16 protein-coding genes are annotated in these 22,460 nt (G+C 47.9%); 8 read left to right on the top strand and 8 right to left on the bottom strand.

Annotated elements, in window-relative coordinates; genetic code table 11:
• Positions 1-252: 252 nt before the first annotated feature.
• The 3 genes from ACRJJO_RS18595 to ACRJJO_RS18585 form a co-directional block, all read right to left on the bottom strand.
• A complete protein-coding gene (locus tag ACRJJO_RS18595) occupies positions 253-2,415 on the bottom strand; it encodes a zeta toxin family protein (RefSeq protein ID WP_431067115.1) in 2,163 nt (720 codons plus the stop codon).
• 414 nt (positions 2,416-2,829) lie between these two features.
• Entirely contained in the window at positions 2,830-5,313 is a 2,484-nt protein-coding gene (locus tag ACRJJO_RS18590; protein ID WP_431067114.1) for an EAL domain-containing protein, read from the bottom strand.
• Between the two features lie 39 nt (positions 5,314-5,352).
• Entirely contained in the window at positions 5,353-7,473 is a 2,121-nt protein-coding gene (locus ACRJJO_RS18585) for an HDOD domain-containing protein (RefSeq protein WP_431067113.1), read from the bottom strand.
• A 425-nt stretch (positions 7,474-7,898) separates the two neighbouring features.
• Between ACRJJO_RS18585 and ACRJJO_RS18580 the strand changes: the two genes are divergently transcribed.
• The 5 genes from ACRJJO_RS18580 to ACRJJO_RS18560 all read left to right on the top strand — a co-directional run bounded on the left by ACRJJO_RS18580 (position 7,899) and on the right by ACRJJO_RS18560 (position 16,416).
• Complete coding sequence (locus ACRJJO_RS18580; RefSeq protein WP_431067112.1) at positions 7,899-9,512, top strand: alkaline phosphatase; 1,614 nt, start codon at positions 7,899-7,901, stop codon at positions 9,510-9,512.
• 32 nt (positions 9,513-9,544) lie between these two features.
• Positions 9,545-10,309, top strand: coding sequence for an inositol monophosphatase family protein (locus ACRJJO_RS18575; RefSeq protein ID WP_431067111.1), 765 nt, complete (start codon positions 9,545-9,547; stop codon positions 10,307-10,309).
• 418 nt (positions 10,310-10,727) lie between these two features.
• Complete coding sequence (locus ACRJJO_RS18570) at positions 10,728-12,689, top strand: TonB-dependent receptor plug domain-containing protein (protein ID WP_431067110.1); 1,962 nt, start codon at positions 10,728-10,730, stop codon at positions 12,687-12,689.
• Between the two features lie 3 nt (positions 12,690-12,692).
• A complete protein-coding gene (locus ACRJJO_RS18565; protein WP_431067109.1) occupies positions 12,693-13,622 on the top strand; it encodes an ABC transporter substrate-binding protein in 930 nt (309 codons plus the stop codon).
• The gene (locus tag ACRJJO_RS18560; RefSeq protein WP_431067108.1) at positions 13,609-16,416 is read left to right on the top strand and encodes an ATP-binding protein; all 2,808 of its coding nucleotides are present in this window, start codon (positions 13,609-13,611) and stop codon (positions 16,414-16,416) included. Before ACRJJO_RS18565 ends, ACRJJO_RS18560 begins: the two co-directional genes overlap by 14 nt.
• Positions 16,417-16,549: 133 nt before the next feature.
• Here the strand turns inward: ACRJJO_RS18560 and ACRJJO_RS18555 are convergent, their stop codons facing one another.
• The 3 genes from ACRJJO_RS18555 to lexA all read right to left on the bottom strand — a co-directional run bounded on the left by ACRJJO_RS18555 (position 16,550) and on the right by lexA (position 18,078).
• Entirely contained in the window at positions 16,550-16,912 is a 363-nt protein-coding gene (locus ACRJJO_RS18555) for a SirB2 family protein (RefSeq protein ID WP_431067107.1), read from the bottom strand.
• A 342-nt stretch (positions 16,913-17,254) separates the two neighbouring features.
• Positions 17,255-17,410, bottom strand: a complete 156-nt coding sequence (locus tag ACRJJO_RS18550; RefSeq protein WP_404357957.1) for a hypothetical protein — start codon at positions 17,408-17,410, stop codon at positions 17,255-17,257.
• Positions 17,407-18,078, bottom strand: coding sequence for a transcriptional repressor LexA (gene lexA / locus ACRJJO_RS18545; RefSeq protein ID WP_431067106.1), 672 nt, complete (start codon positions 18,076-18,078; stop codon positions 17,407-17,409). The genes ACRJJO_RS18550 and lexA overlap by 4 nt, the downstream gene beginning before the upstream one ends.
• Positions 18,079-18,358: 280 nt before the next feature.
• On the opposite strand from lexA, the gene ACRJJO_RS18540 reads away from it, so the two are divergent.
• Positions 18,359-19,540, top strand: a complete 1,182-nt coding sequence (locus ACRJJO_RS18540) for a M20 aminoacylase family protein (protein WP_431067105.1) — start codon at positions 18,359-18,361, stop codon at positions 19,538-19,540.
• 240 nt (positions 19,541-19,780) lie between these two features.
• Here ACRJJO_RS18540 and ribA read toward each other — a convergent pair whose 3' ends face one another.
• Complete coding sequence (gene ribA / locus ACRJJO_RS18535) at positions 19,781-20,395, bottom strand: GTP cyclohydrolase II (RefSeq protein ID WP_431067104.1); 615 nt, start codon at positions 20,393-20,395, stop codon at positions 19,781-19,783.
• Between the two features lie 511 nt (positions 20,396-20,906).
• On the opposite strand from ribA, the gene hspQ reads away from it, so the two are divergent.
• Positions 20,907-21,218 (top strand): heat shock protein HspQ, encoded by a 312-nt coding sequence (gene hspQ / locus ACRJJO_RS18530; RefSeq protein WP_404357951.1) that lies wholly within the window; start codon positions 20,907-20,909, stop codon positions 21,216-21,218.
• A gap of 34 nt (positions 21,219-21,252) precedes the next feature.
• Here the strand turns inward: hspQ and ACRJJO_RS18525 are convergent, their stop codons facing one another.
• Positions 21,253-21,870 carry a class I SAM-dependent methyltransferase gene (locus ACRJJO_RS18525; RefSeq protein ID WP_404357949.1) on the bottom strand — a complete coding sequence of 206 codons (618 nt, stop codon included), beginning with the start codon at positions 21,868-21,870 and terminating at the stop codon, positions 21,253-21,255.
• A gap of 244 nt (positions 21,871-22,114) precedes the next feature.
• Here ACRJJO_RS18525 and ACRJJO_RS18520 point away from each other — a divergent pair, with 244 nt between their 5' ends.
• A complete protein-coding gene (locus ACRJJO_RS18520; RefSeq protein WP_431067103.1) occupies positions 22,115-22,300 on the top strand; it encodes a hypothetical protein in 186 nt (61 codons plus the stop codon).
• Positions 22,301-22,460: the final 160 nt, after the last annotated feature.

Genomic DNA, 22,460 nt, shown 5'->3' with positions numbered 1-22,460 from the left:
TTGTTATAGCAAAAGACCGATATTTTCTTTCGCTCCGGAACTTATAGTTGCCGGTTGCTAAGGATAACCTAGTAGCTCGGGGTGAGCAATTAGGACTTGGTAGTGTTCTGGTATTTATATGTCCAATCTTCATCGACTCTTCTTTGTATCGAGTATCCAGAAGAGGCAACGAGCGGTTGATCTCCCTCTTTTCGCCCGAGGACTCACGGATATCTCGATATTTTCGGTTCGGTAAAGAGGCGCATTATTCAATCAAGTCGAATCCTGAAGCGAGATTAGCCAGGGGGTGCGAGACGGAGGGTCGACATGGAAGGCCAATGCTTCCGGTTTGTGTAATAGGCCGTGCTCGCCTGACGCATTCGGATTGAGTTGCCGTTTATCGATAAAATCGATCATTCGTCTGCAGTTGTAAATGACTAATACTCGGTGATCGTGAAGGCTATTGTAAATTAAGTAAGCGACATTTTGCTCGTTGTACTCGGGGTTTCGATCGATCATTCGCCTGAGCGTTGTTTTATCGTTGTGTGCTAGATTTTTTAGTAGCGAATCGTCGTTGGTTTTACTCAGCGAGATGAGAGATTTAGCGAGCGAGCCCGACAGTTGATGGGTTTTGAGTAATTTGACTTCGCGGTCGGGTAAATTGAAGCTTTCGGCGATCAAGTAATGCATGCCCGGTTCGCTGTCGTTAGCAAATAGAGAAATTTTATCCAGAGCAGGGTCTTCTAAAGCATCGAGAAATGACTCAGGGGAGCGAATGTGTTTATAAACTGTAATGACCCAGGGTAAGGCTCTGCCGGTTTTTTCGAAGCGTTGTTTGACGCTGTCGATGACGGTGGAACGGATCAGTTCATGCTCGCGATTGCCGGGCTTGACGATAAAGGCATCGACAGCGGTGATTTGCGTATAAAAGCCCGCTTGTTTGAATTCATTGATAATGCCTGAATAGCGAGGCGAATAAGGGATGCCTGTGCCGTCGTAGAGTATGTTGATCCGCTCGAGTTTGGCGCGACGGGCTACCGCGTCGCGCAATCGGTTGGCGAATGGTTCCACATAAACATAATCGTCGCTATGGTGGTTGGCGGCGGTCAGCACTTTATAGAGATCGCTTTGCTTTCTGAATTCATCGAGCGAAGCGATTACGAAATTGTCCCCGCAATGGTTCTGCGCGATTTCCTCCACTGCGCTTTTTCCGGAACCGGCGCCGCCCATTGACATAAACAGTCGCGGCTCGGCGACCGGTGTTTTACTGCTGAAAATGTCGTTTTCGGCGCGGTCGAGAATGGTCACGATTTTGGCGAGTCTAACATAGGCAATTTCAACACTTCGCTGCAAACGTTCGTCGCCGTTTGCGGCAATCAGCAATTGTTGTTTTAATAGTTCGTTGTTGGCCAGATTAAAAATGCTTGCCTGATTGCCCGCGCATTGCTTGACCAATTCCAATAATTCGGCATGACTAGGCGAGCGCAAGCCGGTCAACATGTTGACGTCAAGGCAAAATAGCGGCGCCTCTCCTTGTTTGCCGACGGTTATTCCGTCTATTTCGGTTTTTTCAGGTGTGCGCAGGGCTTCGCTGCCGGGCAGGTAGCCGACAATGTTATCCGGTGAGCATAAGGGATAATCGGCAATGTGTTTGCCGGCGGTAAAGAGTTCTTCTTGTATGCTGTCCAACGGCACCAATCCGCCGTTGACCGATACCAGACATTGAGTGCCGTTTTCGGTGACATAGGATAAGAAAGGGATTCCCGAGACGAAGGTTTTGTTCTCGGGCCAAATTCCGTAGCCGTTGGCTTGGTTGATTAATGACTGGTTGCGTAGCGGGTTGAGAGAATGATGGAAGGCGCGCGTTAGCGCTTCAATATCGCTTGACGTATCGTGCAGCGCGATGGCGTCATGTTGATCGATACGGCGAAAATCGATGCCGTGTTCATAAACGGCTTTAAAGGCCGGTAGTCTTCCCATGATGGTCATGAAAAAATCGAGCGTGATGCGATTACCGTAATCAAAGGGTCTAACGATGCGCATTTTTAAGTAAAAATCGGCCAATCTTTCGTCGATGTTGTCGGCGTTGATGACAAAGCCATTATTGTCGAAAATAGCCGTATCTCTATTGGCTTCTTCGTCTAGTACCAAACGCCCGATGGTTTTACGAAATTTCAGGCGCTTATCGGCATCGGTCATCGTACCGGGGCGGTGCCGAATCGTGGCTTGGTCTTTCCAGTCTTGAAACAGTTCTCGATGAATTCTTGAGAACAGATTGGTCAGATAAGTGACCCGTTTGGTTTGGTCATGTGAGATAGTTCCTTCCGCTTCTCGCTTTAAATCGGCAAGTAGAACGGTACCCCTAGCAGTTGCTAATGCAGTGCGTAATTTTTTCAGTCGGTGGTAACCGGAAAGCTGGACTTTGTTGTCATTCATCGTATACCTTTCGTTGGTCAAGTGTCCGCCCGGAAAAGGCAGGTCACAGTCTTTTCAAGACGACATCCATTAGGGCATTTACAAGCTCAGGATTTTACAAGAACAAGAAAGGCATGGCCGACTTATTTCCAGAAATTCCCAATTTGAGAATAAAAAAGGGTGCGGAGTGTGCTTGGCGAGGATGTCGGCGGCAGGGCAGATTTTTGCTCCTGCAAAATCTGCATTCACGCCATCCTTGGCGTTCGAGCTGCCGCCAAGCCCCCATGGATGGGTTTACCCAGCACCTAAATTCCATAGTTCATTGGCTATGGTTAACTATTTTGGGTAATTTAGGTGCTGGGTTTACGGCGTTCCTCGACAGGCATACCCCGCACCCTGAACACGAAGAAATTTCTCAAACTGGGAATTGCTGATTTATTTCAAAAGTGAAGGCTCGTCGCTGCCGTAACCTTGCACATAATCGATGCCCAAATCCAAAAGGATTTTCATTACCGAATCGTTTTCGACGAATTTGGCGATGGTTTTTTTATTCATGACATGGGCGATATCGTTAATCGATTTGACCATCGCGAGCGCCACCGAATCGGTTTCGATATCGCGGACGAAAACGCCGTCGATTTTGAGAAAGTCGACCGGAAGGTTTTTAAGATAAGCGAATGAAGACAGTCCGCTACCGAAATTATCCAGTGAAAATCGGCAGCCGAGTTCCTTAAGCGAAGTAATGAATTGTGTTGCTGCGGTCAAATTGACGATGGTTGCCGTTTCGGTGATTTCGAAACAGAATTTTTCGGCAGGAAGTGCAGTTTGCTTGAACCGGTCGATAATAAATTCGATTAGTCCTTTGTCATTCAAACCTGACGTGGAAAGGTTAATCGAGCACAACGTTAGTGAACTTAACCGATCGGGATGCTCAAGCATCCAGTTGAATACTTGTTGAATAACCCATCGATCGATAGAAGCGGCCAATTGATATCGTTCAGCGGCCGGTAAAAATGCGTTTGGCGCAATGATTTTGCCGGAGTCTTCCTGCAAGCGCAACAGCACTTCGTAATGATCGCCTTCGATACTTTTCAGTGCGACGATTCGCTGCCGATAGAGTCGGAAGCGGTTGTGCAACAAGGCTTGTTCGATTTTTTCAGGCCACGCGGCTTCGTTGCGGTAATCAATGCAAGCCTGATCGGAATCGGTGAAGACATGGGAACGGTTTCGGCCGTCTTGCTTGGCGATATAGCAAGCGATGTCGGCGCGTTTTAATAATTCATCGAAACCGCCGTTTTCGGCATTGATCGTGACCATGCCGATACTGACGCCGATTCGGAAGCTTTTGTCGTCCCAGCGGAATTGGTAGCGTTCGATGTGTTGCCGAATGCGTTCGGCAGTTGCTTGGGCTTGTTCCAATGTACAGTGTTCCATCAGTATCGCGAATTCATCGCCGCCGAGTCGGGCCAAGGAGTCGCGATTGCGGATCAATGTCGATAACTGCCGGCTGATTTGGCGAAGCAATTCGTCGCCTGCTGTATGACTGCAGGTGTCGTTGACGATTTTGAAGTTATCGAGATCCAGATAGCACAAAACATGTCCGGAGCCTTTGGTTTTAGCCGTGTTGATAATCCGTTTCAAACGGTGGTCGAACTCGGTGCGGTTAATCAAGTCGGTTAATGGATCGTGTGTCGCTTGATAGGTAATCATGTCGCGCTGAGCGAGCGTTTCGGTCACATCTTCTTGAATCGCAACATAATTCGTTACCCGGTTGTCTGAGTCCAGCATTGGTGCGATCGATTGTTGGGCCCAATACAGTTGTCCGGTTTTTTTTCGGTTTTTGAGAATACCACGCCAAATTTTTCCCGAGGTGATGGTGCTCCAAAGCTCTTGATATTCGTGCGGCGGCGTTTCCCCGGAGCTAAAAATATGCGGTGTTTTGCCGATAATTTCTTCGGCGGTGTAACCGGAGATTTCAAAAATTTTCGGATTGGCGTATTCGATCGTGCCCTTACTGTCGGTGATATAGATCAAATTAGGGCTGTTTTCGACCGCTAAATTGAGTTTGCGCAAGGTGTTTTCGGAGAGCTTGCGGTCGTTGATGTCGCGAATGACTCCATAGGTGCCGACAAATTCCTTATTTTCTTTTTTCTTCTTATAAACGCCTTTGGAACTCAGTACGATTGTAATTGAATTGGTTTCGACATATTTCGGCTGATCGCTGTTTTTGCACCGTAAACGAAGTTCAATTGCCTTGGTGGAGCGATCGCCGGTCCTGCGTTCATTAAAAGCGTATTTCGCTTTGACGAGATCGGCTTGGTACACCAACGAGGAATAATGTTTACCGATGATTTCGCTCTTGTCATAGCCTAGGATGTTGGCGATGGCATTGTTCAGAAACACGAATTCGCCTCGATCGTTCAGCATGTAAATGATGTCGGGCGAACTGTCGACGAAAAATCGGTGTAATTGTTCGGATTTCGATAATTGCGCCTGAACTTTATTATTGATTTCTTTCAGGCGGATTTTTTCGGCGGCAATTTTAACCGAATGCAACAAGGCTTCGACCGAGTAGGGTTTTTTTATGAATTCCTGAACGAAGTTTGACCGAAGTGATCGTGCGGCCTGAGCGAAAGTCGCTTCGCCGCTTATGATCAGGACTTGTGTTTCAATATCGTGGTGGGCCAGATAGTCCAAAAAATGATGACCGTTCAAAACAGGCATATTTAGGTCGAGCAAAATCAAAGGAAAATTATGCTCATTAATCAATTCGATGGCCGATTCGACGTTTTCCGCCATAGCGACGCGGTAGCCGGATAATTTGAGAATATCATGTAAACTTGCGCGTGCCTTGGGTTCGTCATCGATAATTAGTATCTCGATGTCTGAGTTAGAATGTAAGCTAGCTATGGCGCCCATATTTAATACCGTGATCCTATTTGCTAATTATAGGCATGGTTATAGCGTTCTGGGTAAAAAAATTTGAAAGTTCGTTCCTTCGTCCGGCGTCGAGTTGCAGCCGATAGTGCCGGCTAGTTCGTCGACCAGGTTTTTGACAATAGTAAGACCGAGTCCGGAGTGGCCTTCGCCTTTCGTGCTGGTAACCGGTCGGAATAGCTGTTCGCTGATCGTGTCGGGTAAACCTGGACCGTCATCGTGGATTTGAATTTCCACGTAACAGTGATTGCCTAAATAAACGCGGTCGCGGGTTGAGATCGTGACTTGACCGCCGTCAGGCAATGCTTCAGCGGCGTTTTTGATTAAATTAGTTAGTATCTGTTTCAGCTTGGATTTGCTGACGGCGATTTTCGGGAGCCGATCATCGAGTTTCAAGCAGGCCTCTATTCGACGAGGGGCGAAGAGTCCGCCCTCGAAAAGGGAGATCAAATCGCTTAGGGTTTGGTTGATATCGATCGGGCCGGAATCATCGCCGGCGGCACTTTCTTGTGTCGGTGTGTCGGAAAGGCGCAGGATGATCTCGCCGACTCGGTTGATTTCCTCTTGAATGAGCCCGATTTCTTGAGGGCTGTCGCTACCGAGTTTGAGGTTGAGTAAATAGAGGTAGTTATTGATGATGCTCAGCGGATTGTTGGCTTCATGAATAATTTTTTTTACATGTAATTGAAAATCCGATTGCATCGAGTCGATGTTTTCTTTGATGCGTTCGCCGGCGACACGATGATTGGAGAGCATCCGGGCTGCTTCTCCGGCAAATAACGAGATCAAACCCCGTTTAGCCTTGACTTGGAGTTGCTCGGTCGGCGCCAATCCTGCAACGATGACTCCCCAGTGTCGATTATTCGCGCTAAGAGGAATGGCTAACATGCCTTCGCTTTCGAGTAATCGGCAAATTTGGCGGTCGATAACCGGAGTGGGATCGGGCAGGGTGGTTTGATAAGAGTCTAGCAAGCGTTGGTTCAATAACGCATTCGCGACCAAACTGCGGTTAGGCTTGAGTTCAATCGACAAATTCGATATGAGGTTGGCGTTGTTTTGCTCGGGTAATGGATAACCTTCAAGCATGGGCTTTTCCGGGTTGACTAGAAACACGGCTGTCGACCTGAACCCGAATAATATATTTAAGTCCCTAAGTAGTGTCGTTAGGATTTTATCGAATTGCTCGGATAAATCGTTGTTGCGTGCAATGGCGCCGAGGAAGGCCAAATCCTTGGTATGTTTTCCCAGACGTTTTTGAATCGCGTTACGTTCCTCGAGTTTCGCTCTTATGATCGTCGTACCGTCTTCAGGCTTCGCGATGGCAATTCCAAGGCTTCCCGCAGTCTGTTCGACCTGTTTTTTTACATCGCCCGCTATTTCGTCAAGAATCGCTTGTCCGAGTCCGAATAGCGCATGGGCTTCGGCGTAAACAACGGCGCTGTTTTGTTTATCGAATCGGCTTAATTGCGCTGCCAAGTTGATCAATTTAACTAAGATAGAGCTATCGAGTATTGCGGGAGAGGTTTTATTTTGATACAAAACGGCGTCTGCGAGAAAGCCGGGAATATTCCAGGTGTCAATGATATAAGCGCCGATTTCGCAATGTGATATTCCTAATGTTTTTTTTTCGAACGATTCGGGGAGGTCTTCGGAATGATCGTTTAGCAATGCGCCGTATTCTTTGGGGAAGCATTGCAAGAGGCCTAATTGTCCGATGCGATGCAGTAGACCGGCCAAATAAGCCTGATCGGGCGATTCAAAGCCGATGAGTTTTGCTAATCGCCTGGCAAAATGAGCGCATGCCAAGGATCTGAACCAAATGACTTCGAGATAATTTTGGTGGGACGGCGAGACTTGGTTAAAAAATTGTTGGGCCACGCTGGTCATTGTGATGGTCTTCAACGGTTCGAGACCAAGGATAATCAACACACGATTTAAGTCTTTCACATCTCCGAATTGCTGGTAGAAAGGCGAATTGGCCGCGGACAATATTTTGGAGCTAAGCCCTGCGTCTTGCGAGATGATTCGAGTCAAGTCCTCGAAGCCGGTCTTTTGATTTTGAAAGGCTTCGATCAGATTCAATAAGACTTTAGGAATAGCCGGCAATTGCTGCGGGTCTATTTCAGAGAGAATTTTTGACATGGCGGTTTCCATGAGCTTTACCGATCGGCGAATTTATAGTATCGATGACGTTATCATAATCGATAATTCGGTGTTTGGCGTTCGTTTCTTGTTAGACTCATAAACGTTGATTCATCGGAACGGTTCGAGCTTGGGCGCTCGTGCTGAATCTAACAATCATGCACAATATAACTTACCTGATTACTGAGAACGTTCAGCCAACTTGACTCAGCGCGCAGGATACAGCGGCCTCCGGGTGTCTTTTCTTTTGGATACTTTTCTTTGGACAAGCAAAGAAAAGTATCGCGGTTGTCGGTCCGCGAACCGACTCCATATAAGCGTCGCGATAGCGACACAAAACCCACTTCGGATTTCAAATAGGCTGAAGCTTATACGTAATCAGGATAACTTATTGACTAAAGCTTATTCGAATACTGGCATTTGATATGAAAAAAATTTACATTGCGATCTGTTTGCCGGGGTTATTGAGTCTAGCATTGACGGGATGTGCCTGTGTTGACCTAGCGCAATCGGAAGATGCTCGTATTAACAACGTCATTATAGTGATCGGCGACGGCATGGGGCCGCAGCAAGTCGGGTTGTTATTGTCTTATGCCAGGCAAGCGCCGGGCAGTGTGATCGAATCGCGCAAAACCGCTTTCGACCGCATGATTGAACAAGGCGATGCCAAATTAACTATTTCGACGACGCACGCGGCCGGCACGTTAGTCACCGATTCTGCAGCTTCGGCGTCTCAATTGGCAACCGGATATTTTGCCGGTACGGAAATGCTGGGGCTGGATAAGGACGGCAACCGACGCGAAACGATTGTCGAAAAAGCCAAGCGTATCGGCAAGGCGACAGGATTGGTTTCCGACACGCGCATCACGCATGCGACGCCGGCGGCATTTGCCGCGCATCAAACGCATCGAAGTCTCGAAAATGAAATTGCCGAAGATTTGTTGAATATCGGTCCGGATGTCATGTTGTCGGCGGGGTGGGGTTATTGGTTGCCCGAAACCGTCAACGACCAACAATCGCAAGATTACCGGTCGGCAGCGCAATTACTGGGTCGGACCGACTCGATCGTTTCGAAACGTAAAGATCGAAAAAATCTATTGGAACAAGCACGGGAACAGGGCTATGAGTTGGTTTTCAATAAATCGCAATTGCAGCAAGCCCGGGACAAAACCTTGGGTTTGTTTGCCGCGTCCGAATTACCGAATGGCATTGCCGAGACCCTAGCCAAACCAGACCCGGATCGTATTGTTCCGACATTGCAGGAAATGTCGCGGCAGGCGTTGGATATCTTGTCGAAAAACGAACAAGGGTTTTTTCTAATGATCGAGGCCGGACAGATCGATTGGGCTTCGCACGGCAACGATACCGGCACATTATTGCACGAAATGCTCAGGCTTAATGAAACGCTCGAAACCGTGCTCGATTGGATGCAGGGACGAGACGATACCTTATTGATTGTCACGGCCGATCATGAAACCGGCGGCTTCGGTTTCAGTTATTCGGCGGCCGATATTCCCGAACCCCGGACGCTTCCTGGCGCGTATTTTCAAGAAGACAGGCAGTTTCAACCATCCTTTAATTATGGCAATCCTGAAGTGTTGGACCGGTTGTATGCACAGCAGTTGAGTTACTATGAGCTGTTCAAGCGCTTCGAGTCCTTGCCGAAGGCGCAAAAGTCGCCGGCTAAGTTGGCCGAAATGGTTAATCTTTATACCGAATTCAAAATCGACGAAAGACAAGCGGAGCGTATTTTAGCGACTGAAAACAACCGCTATTACCGGCTAAACCACCAATCATTGAGTTTAAAGCGCGTGCCTATAATGGGTTTCAACAGCGCGTTTTTTGCTTATCCGGCAGGCAATCGTCAAAATTTATTGGCGCGCGAAGTCGCCGAACAACAACACGCGGTCTGGGCAACCGGCACGCACACTTCAACGCCGGTGTATGTATTCATGCAAGGGCCTCGGCGGGTTTTGCAACCATTCGAAAAAATTCTGCATCATACTGAGATAGGCCGCCTGGCCGCCGATGCGTTATAATAAGCGGCTTTAATTCATTTCTAAGGCCGATAATGTCTATTTCTACAAGCGATCTTGAGCAGGTTATCCGCGAAGCCGGCACCATTGCATTGAATTATTTCAAAGCATTGAAGCATATAGAAATTACTAAAAAAGCGCCCCGCGATTTCGTTACCGAAGCCGATGTCGCGGTCGAAGCGTTTTTGAAAAAGGAATTGACCGGGCGCTATCCGCAATTCGGTTTTTGGGGCGAGGAAAGCGGTAAGTCCGAAAATCAAACCAGCCGTTGGATTGTCGATCCGATCGACGGCACGCATTCGTTTTCGAAAGGACAGTATTTTTGGTCGCTCAGCGTGGCGCTCGAAATCGAGGGGGAAATGGAATATGGCGCGGTCTATGCGCCGGCGTTCGACGATTTTTATTGGGCGCAAAAAGGGCAAGGGGCATACAAGAACGGCGAGCGTATTCATGTGTCTTCGGAAACCAACCTTGCCGATTCGATGGTCAGCACCGGCTTTGCGTGTTTGCGCAGTTACTTGACAGACAATAATTTGGCGCGCTTTTGCCGCATTGCGCAAGTCACTGCCGGGCAGCGTCGACTGGGATCGGCTGCTCTGGATTTATGTTTGGTCGCGGATGGGCAGGTCGATGCTTTTTGGGAACAAGAATTGAATCTTTATGATGTTGCGGCGGGCGTATTGATCGCGAAGGAAGCCGGAGCAACCGTTACCGACTTCAAGGGTAATCCCGGTATTTTTCCGAAACAGATATTGGTCACGAACAGCAAGGTCCTCAAGCAGATTTTACCGTTGATGTAAGGTATCGGCAGTCTCCAGGGTAAGTCTGCCGAGGACGATATACCTTTCGCACTTCAAATTTCGGCGATGCTTAAGGAGGCACCGGAGTGATCGGTCAGTCACCTAACGCTAGGTTAGGGACTGGCATAGAGCCCACATGGACGTATTCACCCAGCACCTAAATTCCATAATTGGGCTATGGGTTAACTATCTTAGATAATTTAGGTGCTGGGTTCACGGCGTCTTTTGACGGTCACCCCGGTGCCGAATTTTGATCTACGATGAGTATATTAATCTACGGTGGGTATAATTAAGATTTGAGGTCGTGCATCTAAGACAATGCCTGTTTGAGAGTTCGTAAAGTATAATAACCGGCCTGCATCCTTGTGTTCCGGTATTTCGCTTGGTTGCACGGGCAATCGAGTCGAATGATGGAGCAATGCTGTTGTTGATCCCGAAAATATTTGCCAGGCCTTTTTTGCTGAATCTGGCGCTGACATTTCGTGTTGTTGCCGAAGATTTTACGGCAGCGCTCGACGAAAAAATATTGTTTGAAGACATTCCTTCGGTCTATAGCGCATCGCGTTACGAGCAGCCGGTCACGCAGGCGCCTTCGTCGGTCAGTATCGTGACTTCAGAGGATATCAAGAAATTCGGTTATCGCAATCTAGGCGATATTGTCGGCAGCATGCGCGGCATGTATACCAGCAATGACCGTATTTATCAGCGTATCGGTATTCGCGGCTTCAACCGGAGCGGCGATTACAATACCCGTGTTTTGGTATTGATCGACGGTCATCGCAGCAACGACAATTTGGTCGATTTCAGCGCGATCGGATCCGAGTTCATGGTCGATGTCGACGATATCAGTCGCGTCGAGCTGGTTCGAGGGCCGGCATCTTCTCTCTATGGCAGCAATGCTTTTCTTGGCATACTCAATATCATTACCAAGCGCGGTCGCGATCTTGAAGGCCCGTCCGTGACCGGCGTATTCGGCAGCCAGGAGACCTATAAGGGGAAATTCACTTACGGACAACGCTTCGACAATGGATCGGAGCTTTATTTGTCGGGTTCTCATTTTCAAAGCGAGGGCGAGGATAATTTGTCCGTGGCCGGTCTCGGCACCGCGCGCGATATGGATAAGGACCGGTCCGAGCGCGGTTTTGCCAAATACACGTTGGGCGATTTTACCTTGAGCGGCGCCTATGTCAGTCGCAGCAAACGCCCGCCGGTACCGATTGTCGACACGATTTTCAACGACTCCCGCAATCGTCTGGATGACGATCGCGCTTATGCCGATCTGCTCTACGAACATTATTTCGATAACGGTCTTGAAGTCATGGCGCGTGCCTATTACGACTTCAATGCTTTCGACGGTTATTATGCCTTCGTGCCGGACGATTTGAGCCGCGACGTGTTTCGCGGTCAGTTATGGGGTAACGAGCTGAAATTGTCGAAAGCTTTTGGCGATCATCATGTCATTGTCGGCGGCGAATACCGTTACAATTTTCAGCAGGCGATGCGCAGTTTCGAGCGGGGCTCCGGCGAACAATTTGCCGATGTGGCTATCAAGCGCACGATTTGGGGCGTTTATATTCAAGACGATTACCGAATTTTAGATAACCTCACCTTGAATGCCGGCGTACGTTACGACCGCTATGAAGGTATCGCCGATGCGCTGAATCCTCGGGCCGCGCTTATTTACCAACCGTTTGCCGATACGACCTTAAAGCTGTTATACGGCCAATCGTTTCGCGTGCCGAGCGCTTTCGAGGAAAATTACCGTTTCGGCAATATTTGGGTCGGTAGCTCGGATTTAGAACCCGAGACAATGCGCTCATACGAGCTTAATCTCATTCAGCGTATTCAGCGCAATTATTTGCTTACGCTCGCGCCTTATTTCAACCAGGAATTCGATATGATTCGCTTGACCGGAGGCGGAACGGTTGGCGATCCTTATATTTATAAAAATGTTAATTCAATCGAAACCTACGGCATCGAAACCGAGCTGCAAGGGCAGTGGGAAAGCGGTTGGCGCGCGGCTTTCAGTTATGCCTACCAGCAATCGCGAGTACAGGGCGACCCCGGAAAACCCGAAAATTCCCCCGAACACCTAACTAAACTCAATATTACCGGGCCTTTATGGCAAGACCTTGTATTTGCCGGTTTCAACTTGAGTTATACCAGTCGGCGCAACACGTTCTCGTCCGATGTGCCCGGTTATTTTCTGGCTAATATGACCGTTTTTTCCAGCAATTTGATTCCGGGGCTGGAGCTGAGCGGCAGTATTTATAATCTCTTCGATAGCCGTTATCACGACCCATCCACGACTGATTTACGCGCCGAAACCATCGAACAAAACGGACGATTGTTTTTGGTGAAATTCAATTATGAGTTTTAACCGATGAGACGACTGATCGTTATCGGTTGCTGGTTATTAAGCCTGCTGATTTGCATGCCGCAGTGTCTCGCCGATACGCAGAGTATTACGATTACTGCGATTTTGAGCCGGGATGCGGAACCTTATCAGGAGGTTCTAGAGGGCGTTCGGCAAGCTTTTTTGGTCAGCGGGTTCCGTATTGAGCTCGATGTGCATGTTTATAAAGGCACCAACGATAAAGTCGCTATTAAAGCAGCCGTATCGGCTCGCGGGTCCAGAGCCGTTTTATCGCTAGGTAGTCAGGCGACCGGATTTGCCGTATCGGAGTTTAGCGAGCTGCCCTTATGCGCGGGGCTGATCGTTGACGAAAAAGCTTTGGGCGATAGTGAGAACGCCACTGGTCTAGTGCTGAAGTTTCCGTTGGAGATCGAACTGCAATGGCTCAAGATGTTTATCGGTTCCGATAAGGCGATTGCCGTGCTGTATCATGAAGAAAAAAGCGGCGGCGAGTTGCGTAGGGCTCAGCAACTTGCCGAGCAAATGGGGCTCAAGCTTCATGCGCAAGCCGTTAATAGCCACTCGGATTTACCGGCCGTATTGAAACGTTTGCCGCAGAATACCGGGGCGTTATGGAGTTTCGCCGAATCCGGTATTTTAAATGCTCAAACCGCCAAGCATGTGTTGCTCTATTCGTTTCGTAACCGAATTCCATTAGTCGGCCTGTCGAATCAGTGGACTAAGGCCGGGGCGCTTTATTCGCTCGATCGGGACTATTTCGACATCGGTGTTCAGTGCGGCGAAAAAATCGTGAAAATTTTAAACGGTATTCCCCTCGAAAAAATTCCGGTAGAGTCGCCGCGGAAGGTGTTTTACTCGGTCAATGTGAAAACGCTACGCCATATGAAGTTGGAACTGCCGGAAAGTTTAATTCAAGATGCCCATGAAGTTTTTTAACGTAAAGTCGCAAAGAAGCTTGACTCAAGAGTTCAATGCGTTCGTGATTTTACTGATTCTCAGTACGTCACTGATTATTACGGGCGTCAATGCCTATCAGTCTATTGCCGATAATTACAGCCGTCTGCTGACCCATGCCCGGGTTTTGGTGGAAATGATTGCGATTAACAGCGAATATGCGCTCTATACCCGTAATGTTCGCGAATTGCATGAGGTTGCACGCAAGCTGGATCAAATTGGCGAGATCGCTTATATCCGCTTTTACGATGCCGATAATCAGCTAATGTATCGGCACAGCAATATCTCCGGCAATTATGAGTCTACGTACCCAATTGAGCAAGCGCGGCCGCGATTGTTGACGCTATTGATGCATAGAAGCCGTTATGCAAGCTTGGCATTCGGCAAAGAGATTTATGGCTATAGCCAGGCGCCCGACGATTCCATGTTGCTGGAATTGAACGGTAGCTCTCAAACACCCGAATATATCGGGCGCATTGAATACGGTCTGTTATTGGAGGCTTTTTTTCGGACGGCAGGAAACGCGATCGTTAATGCGCTATTGGTGAGCTTTGCGATTTCGATAGTCGGGATTTTGTTGACGATCAGGATGACACGGAAAATTACATTGCCCGCACGGCGTTTGGCCGATGCGGCGATCGATATTTCCAACGGGCACTTCGATCAGCAGCTAAAAATCAAGGGCGGCAGGGAAATTAATGAGTTGACCGAAGCGTTCAATAAGATGCTCAGAAGATTGAGCATTTATCGTTCTCGCATCGTGGCTCAGCGTGAAGATTTGCGTGAAAAAGTTCGGCAGCGCACGAAAGCGCTGGAGGTCGCTACCGATAAAGCCGTCATGCTGGCTGAAGAAGCGCAAGCCGCGAATCAGGCTAAATCGCAATTTTTGGCTAACATGAGCCATGAAATCAGGACACCGATGAATGCGATCATCGGCTTTAGCGAATTATTGCTGAAAGAGGGTTTGAATAAACAAGAACGGCATTATGTGCAATTGATCGCTAATTCATCGCAGTCGTTATTATCATTAATCAACGATATTTTGGATTTTTCGAAGATCGAAGCCGGTAAGTTTGATTTACATTCGGACAATTTCGATCTTTATGTCACGTTGAATCAAATTGCCGATTTATTTTCGGCGCAAGCGGCGGCTAAAAATGTCGATTTGTGTTTCGACGTGATGCCGGGATTACCGACTTGGGTATGCGGGGACCAGGCACATTTGCATCAAATTTTGGTGAATTTAGTCGGAAACGCGCTTAAATTCACGCATCAAGGCGAAGTGATTGTTAGGGTGCGGCTGTTGGATGAAAATGCTTTGTCGGTTCGCTATCGCATCGAAATTCAAGATACCGGCATCGGCATCGAGCAGGACAATCTCACATTCATTTTCGAGCCCTTTACTCAGGCCGATGAATCTTCGAGCCGCTTATACGGAGGCTCCGGGCTTGGTTTGAGTATTACCCGCCAATTGGTTGAGTTAATGGGCGGTGCTATCGACTGCAGCAGCGAACCGGGCGTAGGATCTCGATTTGCCGTGGAGCTGGCGCTGGAAAGGCCGGCACCGACGCACAGTGAGCCTGGAATGTCTTTACAAGGTTGTAAGGTCTTAATTGCGGCTCAGCCGGGCACGAAGGTTAATATTATGACGAGGCAGATACAAGGCTGGTCGGGAGTCGTGTTAACTTCGGCAGCAACTCATGAAGCATTAGCGACGCTGCGCGAGGCTTTCGATAACGCCGAGGCGTTCGATACGATTGTGATTGACGATCGCTTGTCGGGGCTTAGCGGCTTCTTGACGGAGATCGTCAAGGCGCCAGAATTAACCGGGTTACGGACAGTATTGTGGGGCAATGCGGAATTATCCGAACAGGCCGAGGCTTATTTGAATCAACCCTATCAGCTAGTCGACTTGCAAAAATTTATCAAGCCTACCGATCTTGCCACGGATAATTCTTCCGGGCTAGGAGAGAGTTCTTCTCGATGTGATTTAGTTAAACTTCCGGAAGCGGCTATTTTAGTGGTTGAAGATAACCTAGTTAATCAAGAGCTCGCTAAGGCCATTCTTGTCGGTCTCGAATGCCACACGACTCTTTGCGCCGATGGTGCCGAAGCCGTCGAGCAGTTTGCCGAGCATGATTTCGATTTGATCTTGATGGATTGCCAGATGCCTATCATGGATGGTTATATGGCCACCGAAAAAATTCGTACGCTCGAATGCGAGCGGCAGCGGATTAAAACGCCCATCATTGCGTTGACGGCGGCAACGATTTCCGGTGATCGGGAACGTTGCGCGACAGTTGGCATGGACGATTTTTTGAGCAAACCTTTTATCGTCGAAGACTTAATCGATAAGCTGAAGTATTGGTTGCCACATAAAATTCAAAGCGTTTCAATAAAATCAAATGAACGTTCCGATCATTCGGTGTTGGATATGGATGCGCTCGCTAAAATTCGAAACTTAGATCCCAGCGGTTCGATCGCTACTTTAACGAAAATCATAACGATTTATTTAGAGACATCGCCGGAACAAATTCGAACAATCAAGTTGGCTTATTCACAAGAGAATAGGGATGTCGTGAGAAAAACCGCGCATAGCCTAAAGTCGTCTAGCGCCAATCTCGGCGCTGAAACCTTATCCGCAGTCTGTAAACGTTTAGAGACTCAGGCGATCGATGCACAGTGGCAAGATCTATCGGATTTAATAACAACTATTGAAAATGAGTTCGACTGCGTCGCCGATGCCTTGCGCACCCAACTCGATTCTTTATTGTGAACACGACTATGACGTCAATAGACCGAGAGGGGCTTGACGGCAGATTCCTGCTGCCGACATCCTCGCCAAGCACGCTCCACACCCTTGTTTATTATCAAATTGGGAATTGCTGGGATATTGCTCCGGGTTAGAGTTATAGAAAGAAAAAGGCTTGTTTGTTGACGGCCACGAGCGCAATGTAAATAAAGCACAGTAAGGCGCCCGCAAATGCCAGCCAGCGTTGATTTCCTTGACTGCGCATCGCCACGACACCTAGGCCGATATAACCCAGTAATGCCACGAGTTTGGCAATGATCCAGCCGAAATCGGCCGAAAGCCAGCCGCCGATAAAAACCAATGAAATGCCGCTGATTAGCAGCACCGTGTCGATGACATGCGGGGCTATTTTTAACCATTTTTGCGATAGTAATGCAGAATGGGTTTCCGATAAGAATATGCGCCCGGTAAAGCTGATGATGGACAGCGCGACAAAAAGCATGTGGATATGTTTGATCATAGTGAATTTAATCGTTTAGAAAAGGTGAAGGCCAAATTGGATGAATATTCTGCATATTACTTGAAATCAGAGCATTGTTCACGGAAAGCATGGTAGGCACGAAACTAATGAGTCTATAGATGTGCGGTGTGACTCGCCCTCATTCATTGATCAACAACCAATGTGTTACTTCGTCCAATAATTGTGTTTTTTAGCTCTTTTAGTGGGTCCAATGCTTACTCTAGGGTTAGCAATTGTTTTTTGGCACCGGTTTAGCCGTTTATAACCGCGCGTTAATTTATAGCATGCTATGCATTAACGCGCTACTTTCATGCTGAGCTCGCACGAAGTATAGAGTCATGTTTACCAATTCAAGCCAAGCAGCAAAAATAAAACGATAATGGCCGGTGCGGCGAAATTCTGTAGTCGGCCTCCGCTCCAGGGGAAAGTTTCGTTTTCGCCCATCAGATCTTTGATACGGTCATGGACTTGATCCTGCATATGATAACGTGGGGTCATGATTTTTCTCCGGTTAGGTGGTGGGATGGGTTTTTGTGTCGATAACTGCGCATTTGCCCGATCAATACACCTTGAATTTCAACTTGATGAGGTTTATAACGCATTGGTTTTAAATCTGAATTCGCCGGAACTAGTACTGTTTCATGCGGGTACTGTTCGATGATTTTGAGCGTGGCTTCCAACTTGTCGATCAATGCTACGACGATTTCGCCGTTAAGGGCGTGGCTGCGTTGTTCGATGACGACCCAGTCGCCGTCGAAAATACCCTCGTCGATCATCGATTCGCCTTTGACCTGTAGGATGTAGCAAGGCTTTTCGGATTTGAGTTGATCGGGGACGTGCATGTAATTGATATTTTCAATGGCTTCGATCGGTTTGCCGGCGGCGATTGCACCGACCAACGGTAACGTATTGCGTTGATCGTTAGCCGAAGGTTCTTTCAGCGCCAAGGCGTAGGCTGTTAAGCGGATGCCGCGTTGTTTTCGATTAGGTGCTTCAATTAGGCCGGCTTTAATGAGTCCTTGAATATGTTTGTGTAGCGAGCCTCTCGATTTTAGTCCGATAGCGGCGCATAATTCGTCGAGCGTAGGTGGATGTGCAAAGTCTTGTTGATCGAGTAAAAAATCAAAGACTTCTTGTTGTTTGCGGGTTAAATTTAAAAGCTGCATAATCTGTTCTCTATTTGTTTTGTAAAAATAGTACATAAAGAACAAAAAGAAAACAAGGTTTATTTTTGTTATCCCGATCGAGCACCACATTTCGACAGTAGTGTATGGAGACGCAGTGTGTTGGGCGGATTTTGCTTCTGCAAATCTGTCATGCACTCAGCGCCTAAAACCATAGGCTACTGACGATAAGTGATAATCTTCGTTAATTTAGGTGCTGGATTTTTAACGGGTGTTCGGTGCCGAAATTTAATGTGCGAAAGATAAAATAAACGGATTGGCTATGACGACAGTAAAAAAATTATCGGAATGGCATGCTTCAATGCGGCAATGGCGGCGGCATTTGCATCAATTTCCTGAAACCGCATTCGAAGAAAACGAAACGGCTCGTTTTATTGCCGCAAGATTAAGGGAATTCGGGCTTGATGTTCATCAAGGTTTAGGGAAAACCGGTATTGTAGCGAGCTTGACGGCGGGCACGAGTTCTCGAAAAATTGCGCTAAGAGCGGACATGGATGCTTTGTTTATTCAAGAGCAAAATAAGGTTGCACATCGTTCGAAGCATGATGGAAAAATGCATGCTTGCGGGCACGATGGTCATAGTGCGATGCTCCTCGGCGCGGCAGGATATTTAAGTCGGTGTCCTCAATTCGATGGAACCGTATATTTCATTTTTCAACCGGCCGAGGAAGGCCGGGCCGGTGCGAAACGGATGATCGATGACGGCTTGTTTAAGTTGTTTCCAGTCGATTTCGTGTTCGGTATGCATAATTATCACGATATTCCGGAAGGATATTTTGCCGTTAAATCCGGTCCGATGATGGCTTCGTTCGATTGTTTCGAGATTGTTGTCACCGGGCATGCCGCTCATGCCGCAATGCCGCATTTAGGTAACGATGCTATTGTTGCCGCCGCGCAAGTAATCAGTGCTTTGCAAAGCATTGTCAGCCGTACGGTCGACCCGCTCGATTCGGCGGTGGTTAGCATTACGCAGATTCATGGCGGCGATACTTGGAATGCCTTACCCGAGTCGGTTGTGCTGCGAGGTACGTTTCGATGCTTTAAGCCAGCGGTGCAGGAATTGATTGCCGATAAGATTAGAAAGACGGTCGAAGGAATTTGTGCGGGATTGGGCGTTAGCGGGTCGGTTGTATTCAATCCCGAGAATCCGGGGTATCCGGTGTTGGTCAATGAACCGAATGCGACCGAGTTGGCATTGCTGGCGGCAACAAAGGTGGCGGGAAGCGAAGGTGTCGATTTGTGTCCGGTGCCGAGCATGGGCTCGGAGGACTTTGCGTTTATGCTGCAGCAAGTGCCGGGTTGTTATGTATGGATCGGTAACGGCCCCTCGGAAGGCGGTTGTTTATTGCACAATCCGCATTACGATTTTAACGATGCTATTTTACCGATGGGAGCCGCCTATTGGGTTGGCTTGGTGGAAACGGTTTTGCCGGCAGAAGTTTGACGGTGCGATTAGGATTTCGTGATAAATAATGTCCTGGAACTATGAGCCTTGTTGAGGGTTCGGTCACTCGCTCGGCAGGTCGCCGTGAATACGTCCGTGTAGGCTTGACGGCGGCGACTGATTGCCATGGATGGCATGAATGCAGATTTTGCAGGAGCAAAAATCTGCCCTGCCGCCGACACCTGCCAATCGAGCAACCGAACCCTCCTTAAAATAGGGAAGTTATTTACGACCAAATCCTTAGTCTTTGTCTTCATTCGGCAGGGTTAACAAGTGACTCATTTTTTCGACTTTGGTGGTCAAGTACGCGCGGTTGTCGTTATGGAAAACCGATTCGATCGGGATGCGGTCCTCGACTTTGATGCCGAGTTGAGTCAATGCATCGATTTTTCTCGGGTTATTGGTGATCAAACGAATCGAATTGACGCCTAAGTCTTGTAGCATTAACGCGGCGAAGGTGTAGTCGCGTTCGTCGTCCAAATGACCTAAATGAATGTTGGCATCGACCGTATCCATGCCTTGGTCCTGTAAGTTATAAGCCTGAAGTTTTTTCAATAACCCGATACCGCGTCCTTCTTGGCGTAAATAAATCAACACGCCTTGCCCCGCGTTGCTGATGATCTGTAGCGCTTTGTCGAGCTGTTCGCCGCAGTCGCAACGCCGCGAACCGAGGACATCGCCGGTGAAGCATTCGGAATGGATGCGAACCGGAACTCGATTTTTGTTTGCGACTGAACCCTTTACGAAGGCTACATGCTCCTTAGTGTCGATGTTGTTGCTGTAATAATGCAGAACGAATTCGCCGTAACGGGTTGGAATGCGGGTTTGAACAAGATTTTTTATCTGAGGCTTCACGTCGTTTAATCGAAATAATGTAATGGGCTGTATTTTAACAGCAATTCCCAGTTTGAGCAGTTTCGCCGATTTTAGGGTGTGGGGTATGCCTGTCGAGGAACGCCGTAAACCCAGCACCTAAATTACCCAAAATAGTTAACCATAGCCAATGAACTATGGAATTTAGGTGCTGGGTAAACCCATCCCTGGGGGCTTGGCGGCAGCTCGAACGCCAAGGATGGCCTGAATGCAGATTTTGCAGGAGCAAAAATCTGCCATGCTGCCGACATCCTCGCCAAGCATACCCCACACCCTTTTTGATCTCCAAATTGGGAATTGCTGGTATTTTAACCAATTCGTTAGGTTCGTAGCGAAAAACTTTAGAATTTTTCAGCAATTCTCGGTTTATGCATTTTCGGCGGTTTAGGGTGTTTGTGATGATTATGATATTCTTTTATTGAAGTCGGATTTTGCGCGGACGATGTGGCGGCAAATTTGGATATAAGAGCGGCTTGGCTTGAAGAGACGGGTTATGAAAGAAGCAAAATATTTTTTAGGGCAGATCGTTCATCATAAATTGTTTAATTACCGAGGGGTTATCTACGATGTCGATTTCGAGTTTCGCGGCGGAGAAGAATGGTACGAAAAAGTCGCGCGCAGTCGACCCGCAAAGGATCAACCTTGGTATCATGTCTTAGTCGATAATGCCAGCCACCAAACCTATGTCGCGGAATGCAATTTGACGGTCAGCCAGAACAAACAGCGGATTCATAATCCGATGGTAGATTATTATTTCGACGATTTTGACAACGGGGTTTATTCGCTGCATGTCATGAAGAACTGATCACGCGAACGAGGGAGATGTTCGTCAATCGACTTTATTTTCGCGCTTGTATCAGTTTAATAATATCGCCGCTGCTTGAGTCGACATGAATCGAACTGAAGCCGGAGGCTTGCACGTTTTTGATCGTTTGCCGATTGATGTTTGCGCCGACCAATGAAACTGTCAGCGGGTTCAATAGATTCATCAAGCGAGCAACCAAAGGTCTTGAGCTTAAAACGTGTTCGAGCAGCACGATTTGTCCGCCCGGTTTTAAGACTCGATGCAATTCTTTGAGCCCTTTTCTGGGCGAGGGTACCGAGCAAAATACGAAAGAGGCAATCACGGTATCGAAACAATTATCGGCAAATTCAAGCGATTCGACATCCATTACATGAAGATCGACATCGATCTGTTTTCGGTTTTTTTTGTGTCTTGCAATATCCAGCATTTTGCCGCTGAAGTCGATTGCGGTTATCCGAGCGCCATGCGGGTAATAATCGAAGTTTTTACCGGTGCCGACGCCAATTTCAAGAATATGCTCGCCTTCGGCTTTGGCCCATAAGCGATTGCGCCATTTTTTGAAAAATAAGCCTTCCATGACGGCTTCAAGGCTGTCGAAATAAGGCGCAAGTCGGTCATAGCGTTTTTTGATCGAGAGGCTGTCCGGTTTCATATCATCTCCTTGTCATCGCGCATTAAAGAACTTGAATTGGTTGATCCTAAAAAAGCATTTCACCATGAAGATCATGAAGAATAGCTTCTTACCCGTTTGTGTAAAACTTTCGTTCACCCGAAAAATTAGTGGGTTGCTAAAGCAACCTATTGAATTAACTAATATACTGCATGTGCTTTATGGTGAAACTACCGATTTTACTGTGAAAGTTCGTAGATTCGGACTCCTTATCTAATTTTTCGATATGCAAAACTCCGTTCTGGCAATGCCGGTTCCGGAGAGGGTGCGGTTGCTCGACCGACAGGCGTCGGCGGCAGGGAAAGCCGCCGTCGAGCCTACATGGACGTATTTACGGCGTCCTGTCGGGCGAGTGACCGCACCCTCCACCAACGCCACGCGCTTTCATTTGCCGGGCCTTCATGAAAGTTAGGTTTATAATACACACGCATCAAGTTTCAGCTTTTTATCTCCCTCATCCTAACCTTCTCCCAAAGGGAGAAGGTATTGAAGTGCCGAAATTTAATCGACGATGGGCTTATACCTTTCGCACTTCAAATTTCGGCAGTGCCGGAGGAGGCCTCGGGGTGCTC

This window comes from Methylotuvimicrobium sp. (assembly GCF_050611805.1).
Lineage (GTDB): Bacteria > Pseudomonadota > Gammaproteobacteria > Methylococcales > Methylomonadaceae > Methylotuvimicrobium.
This window is presented reverse-complemented; position numbering and strand designations above follow the sequence as displayed.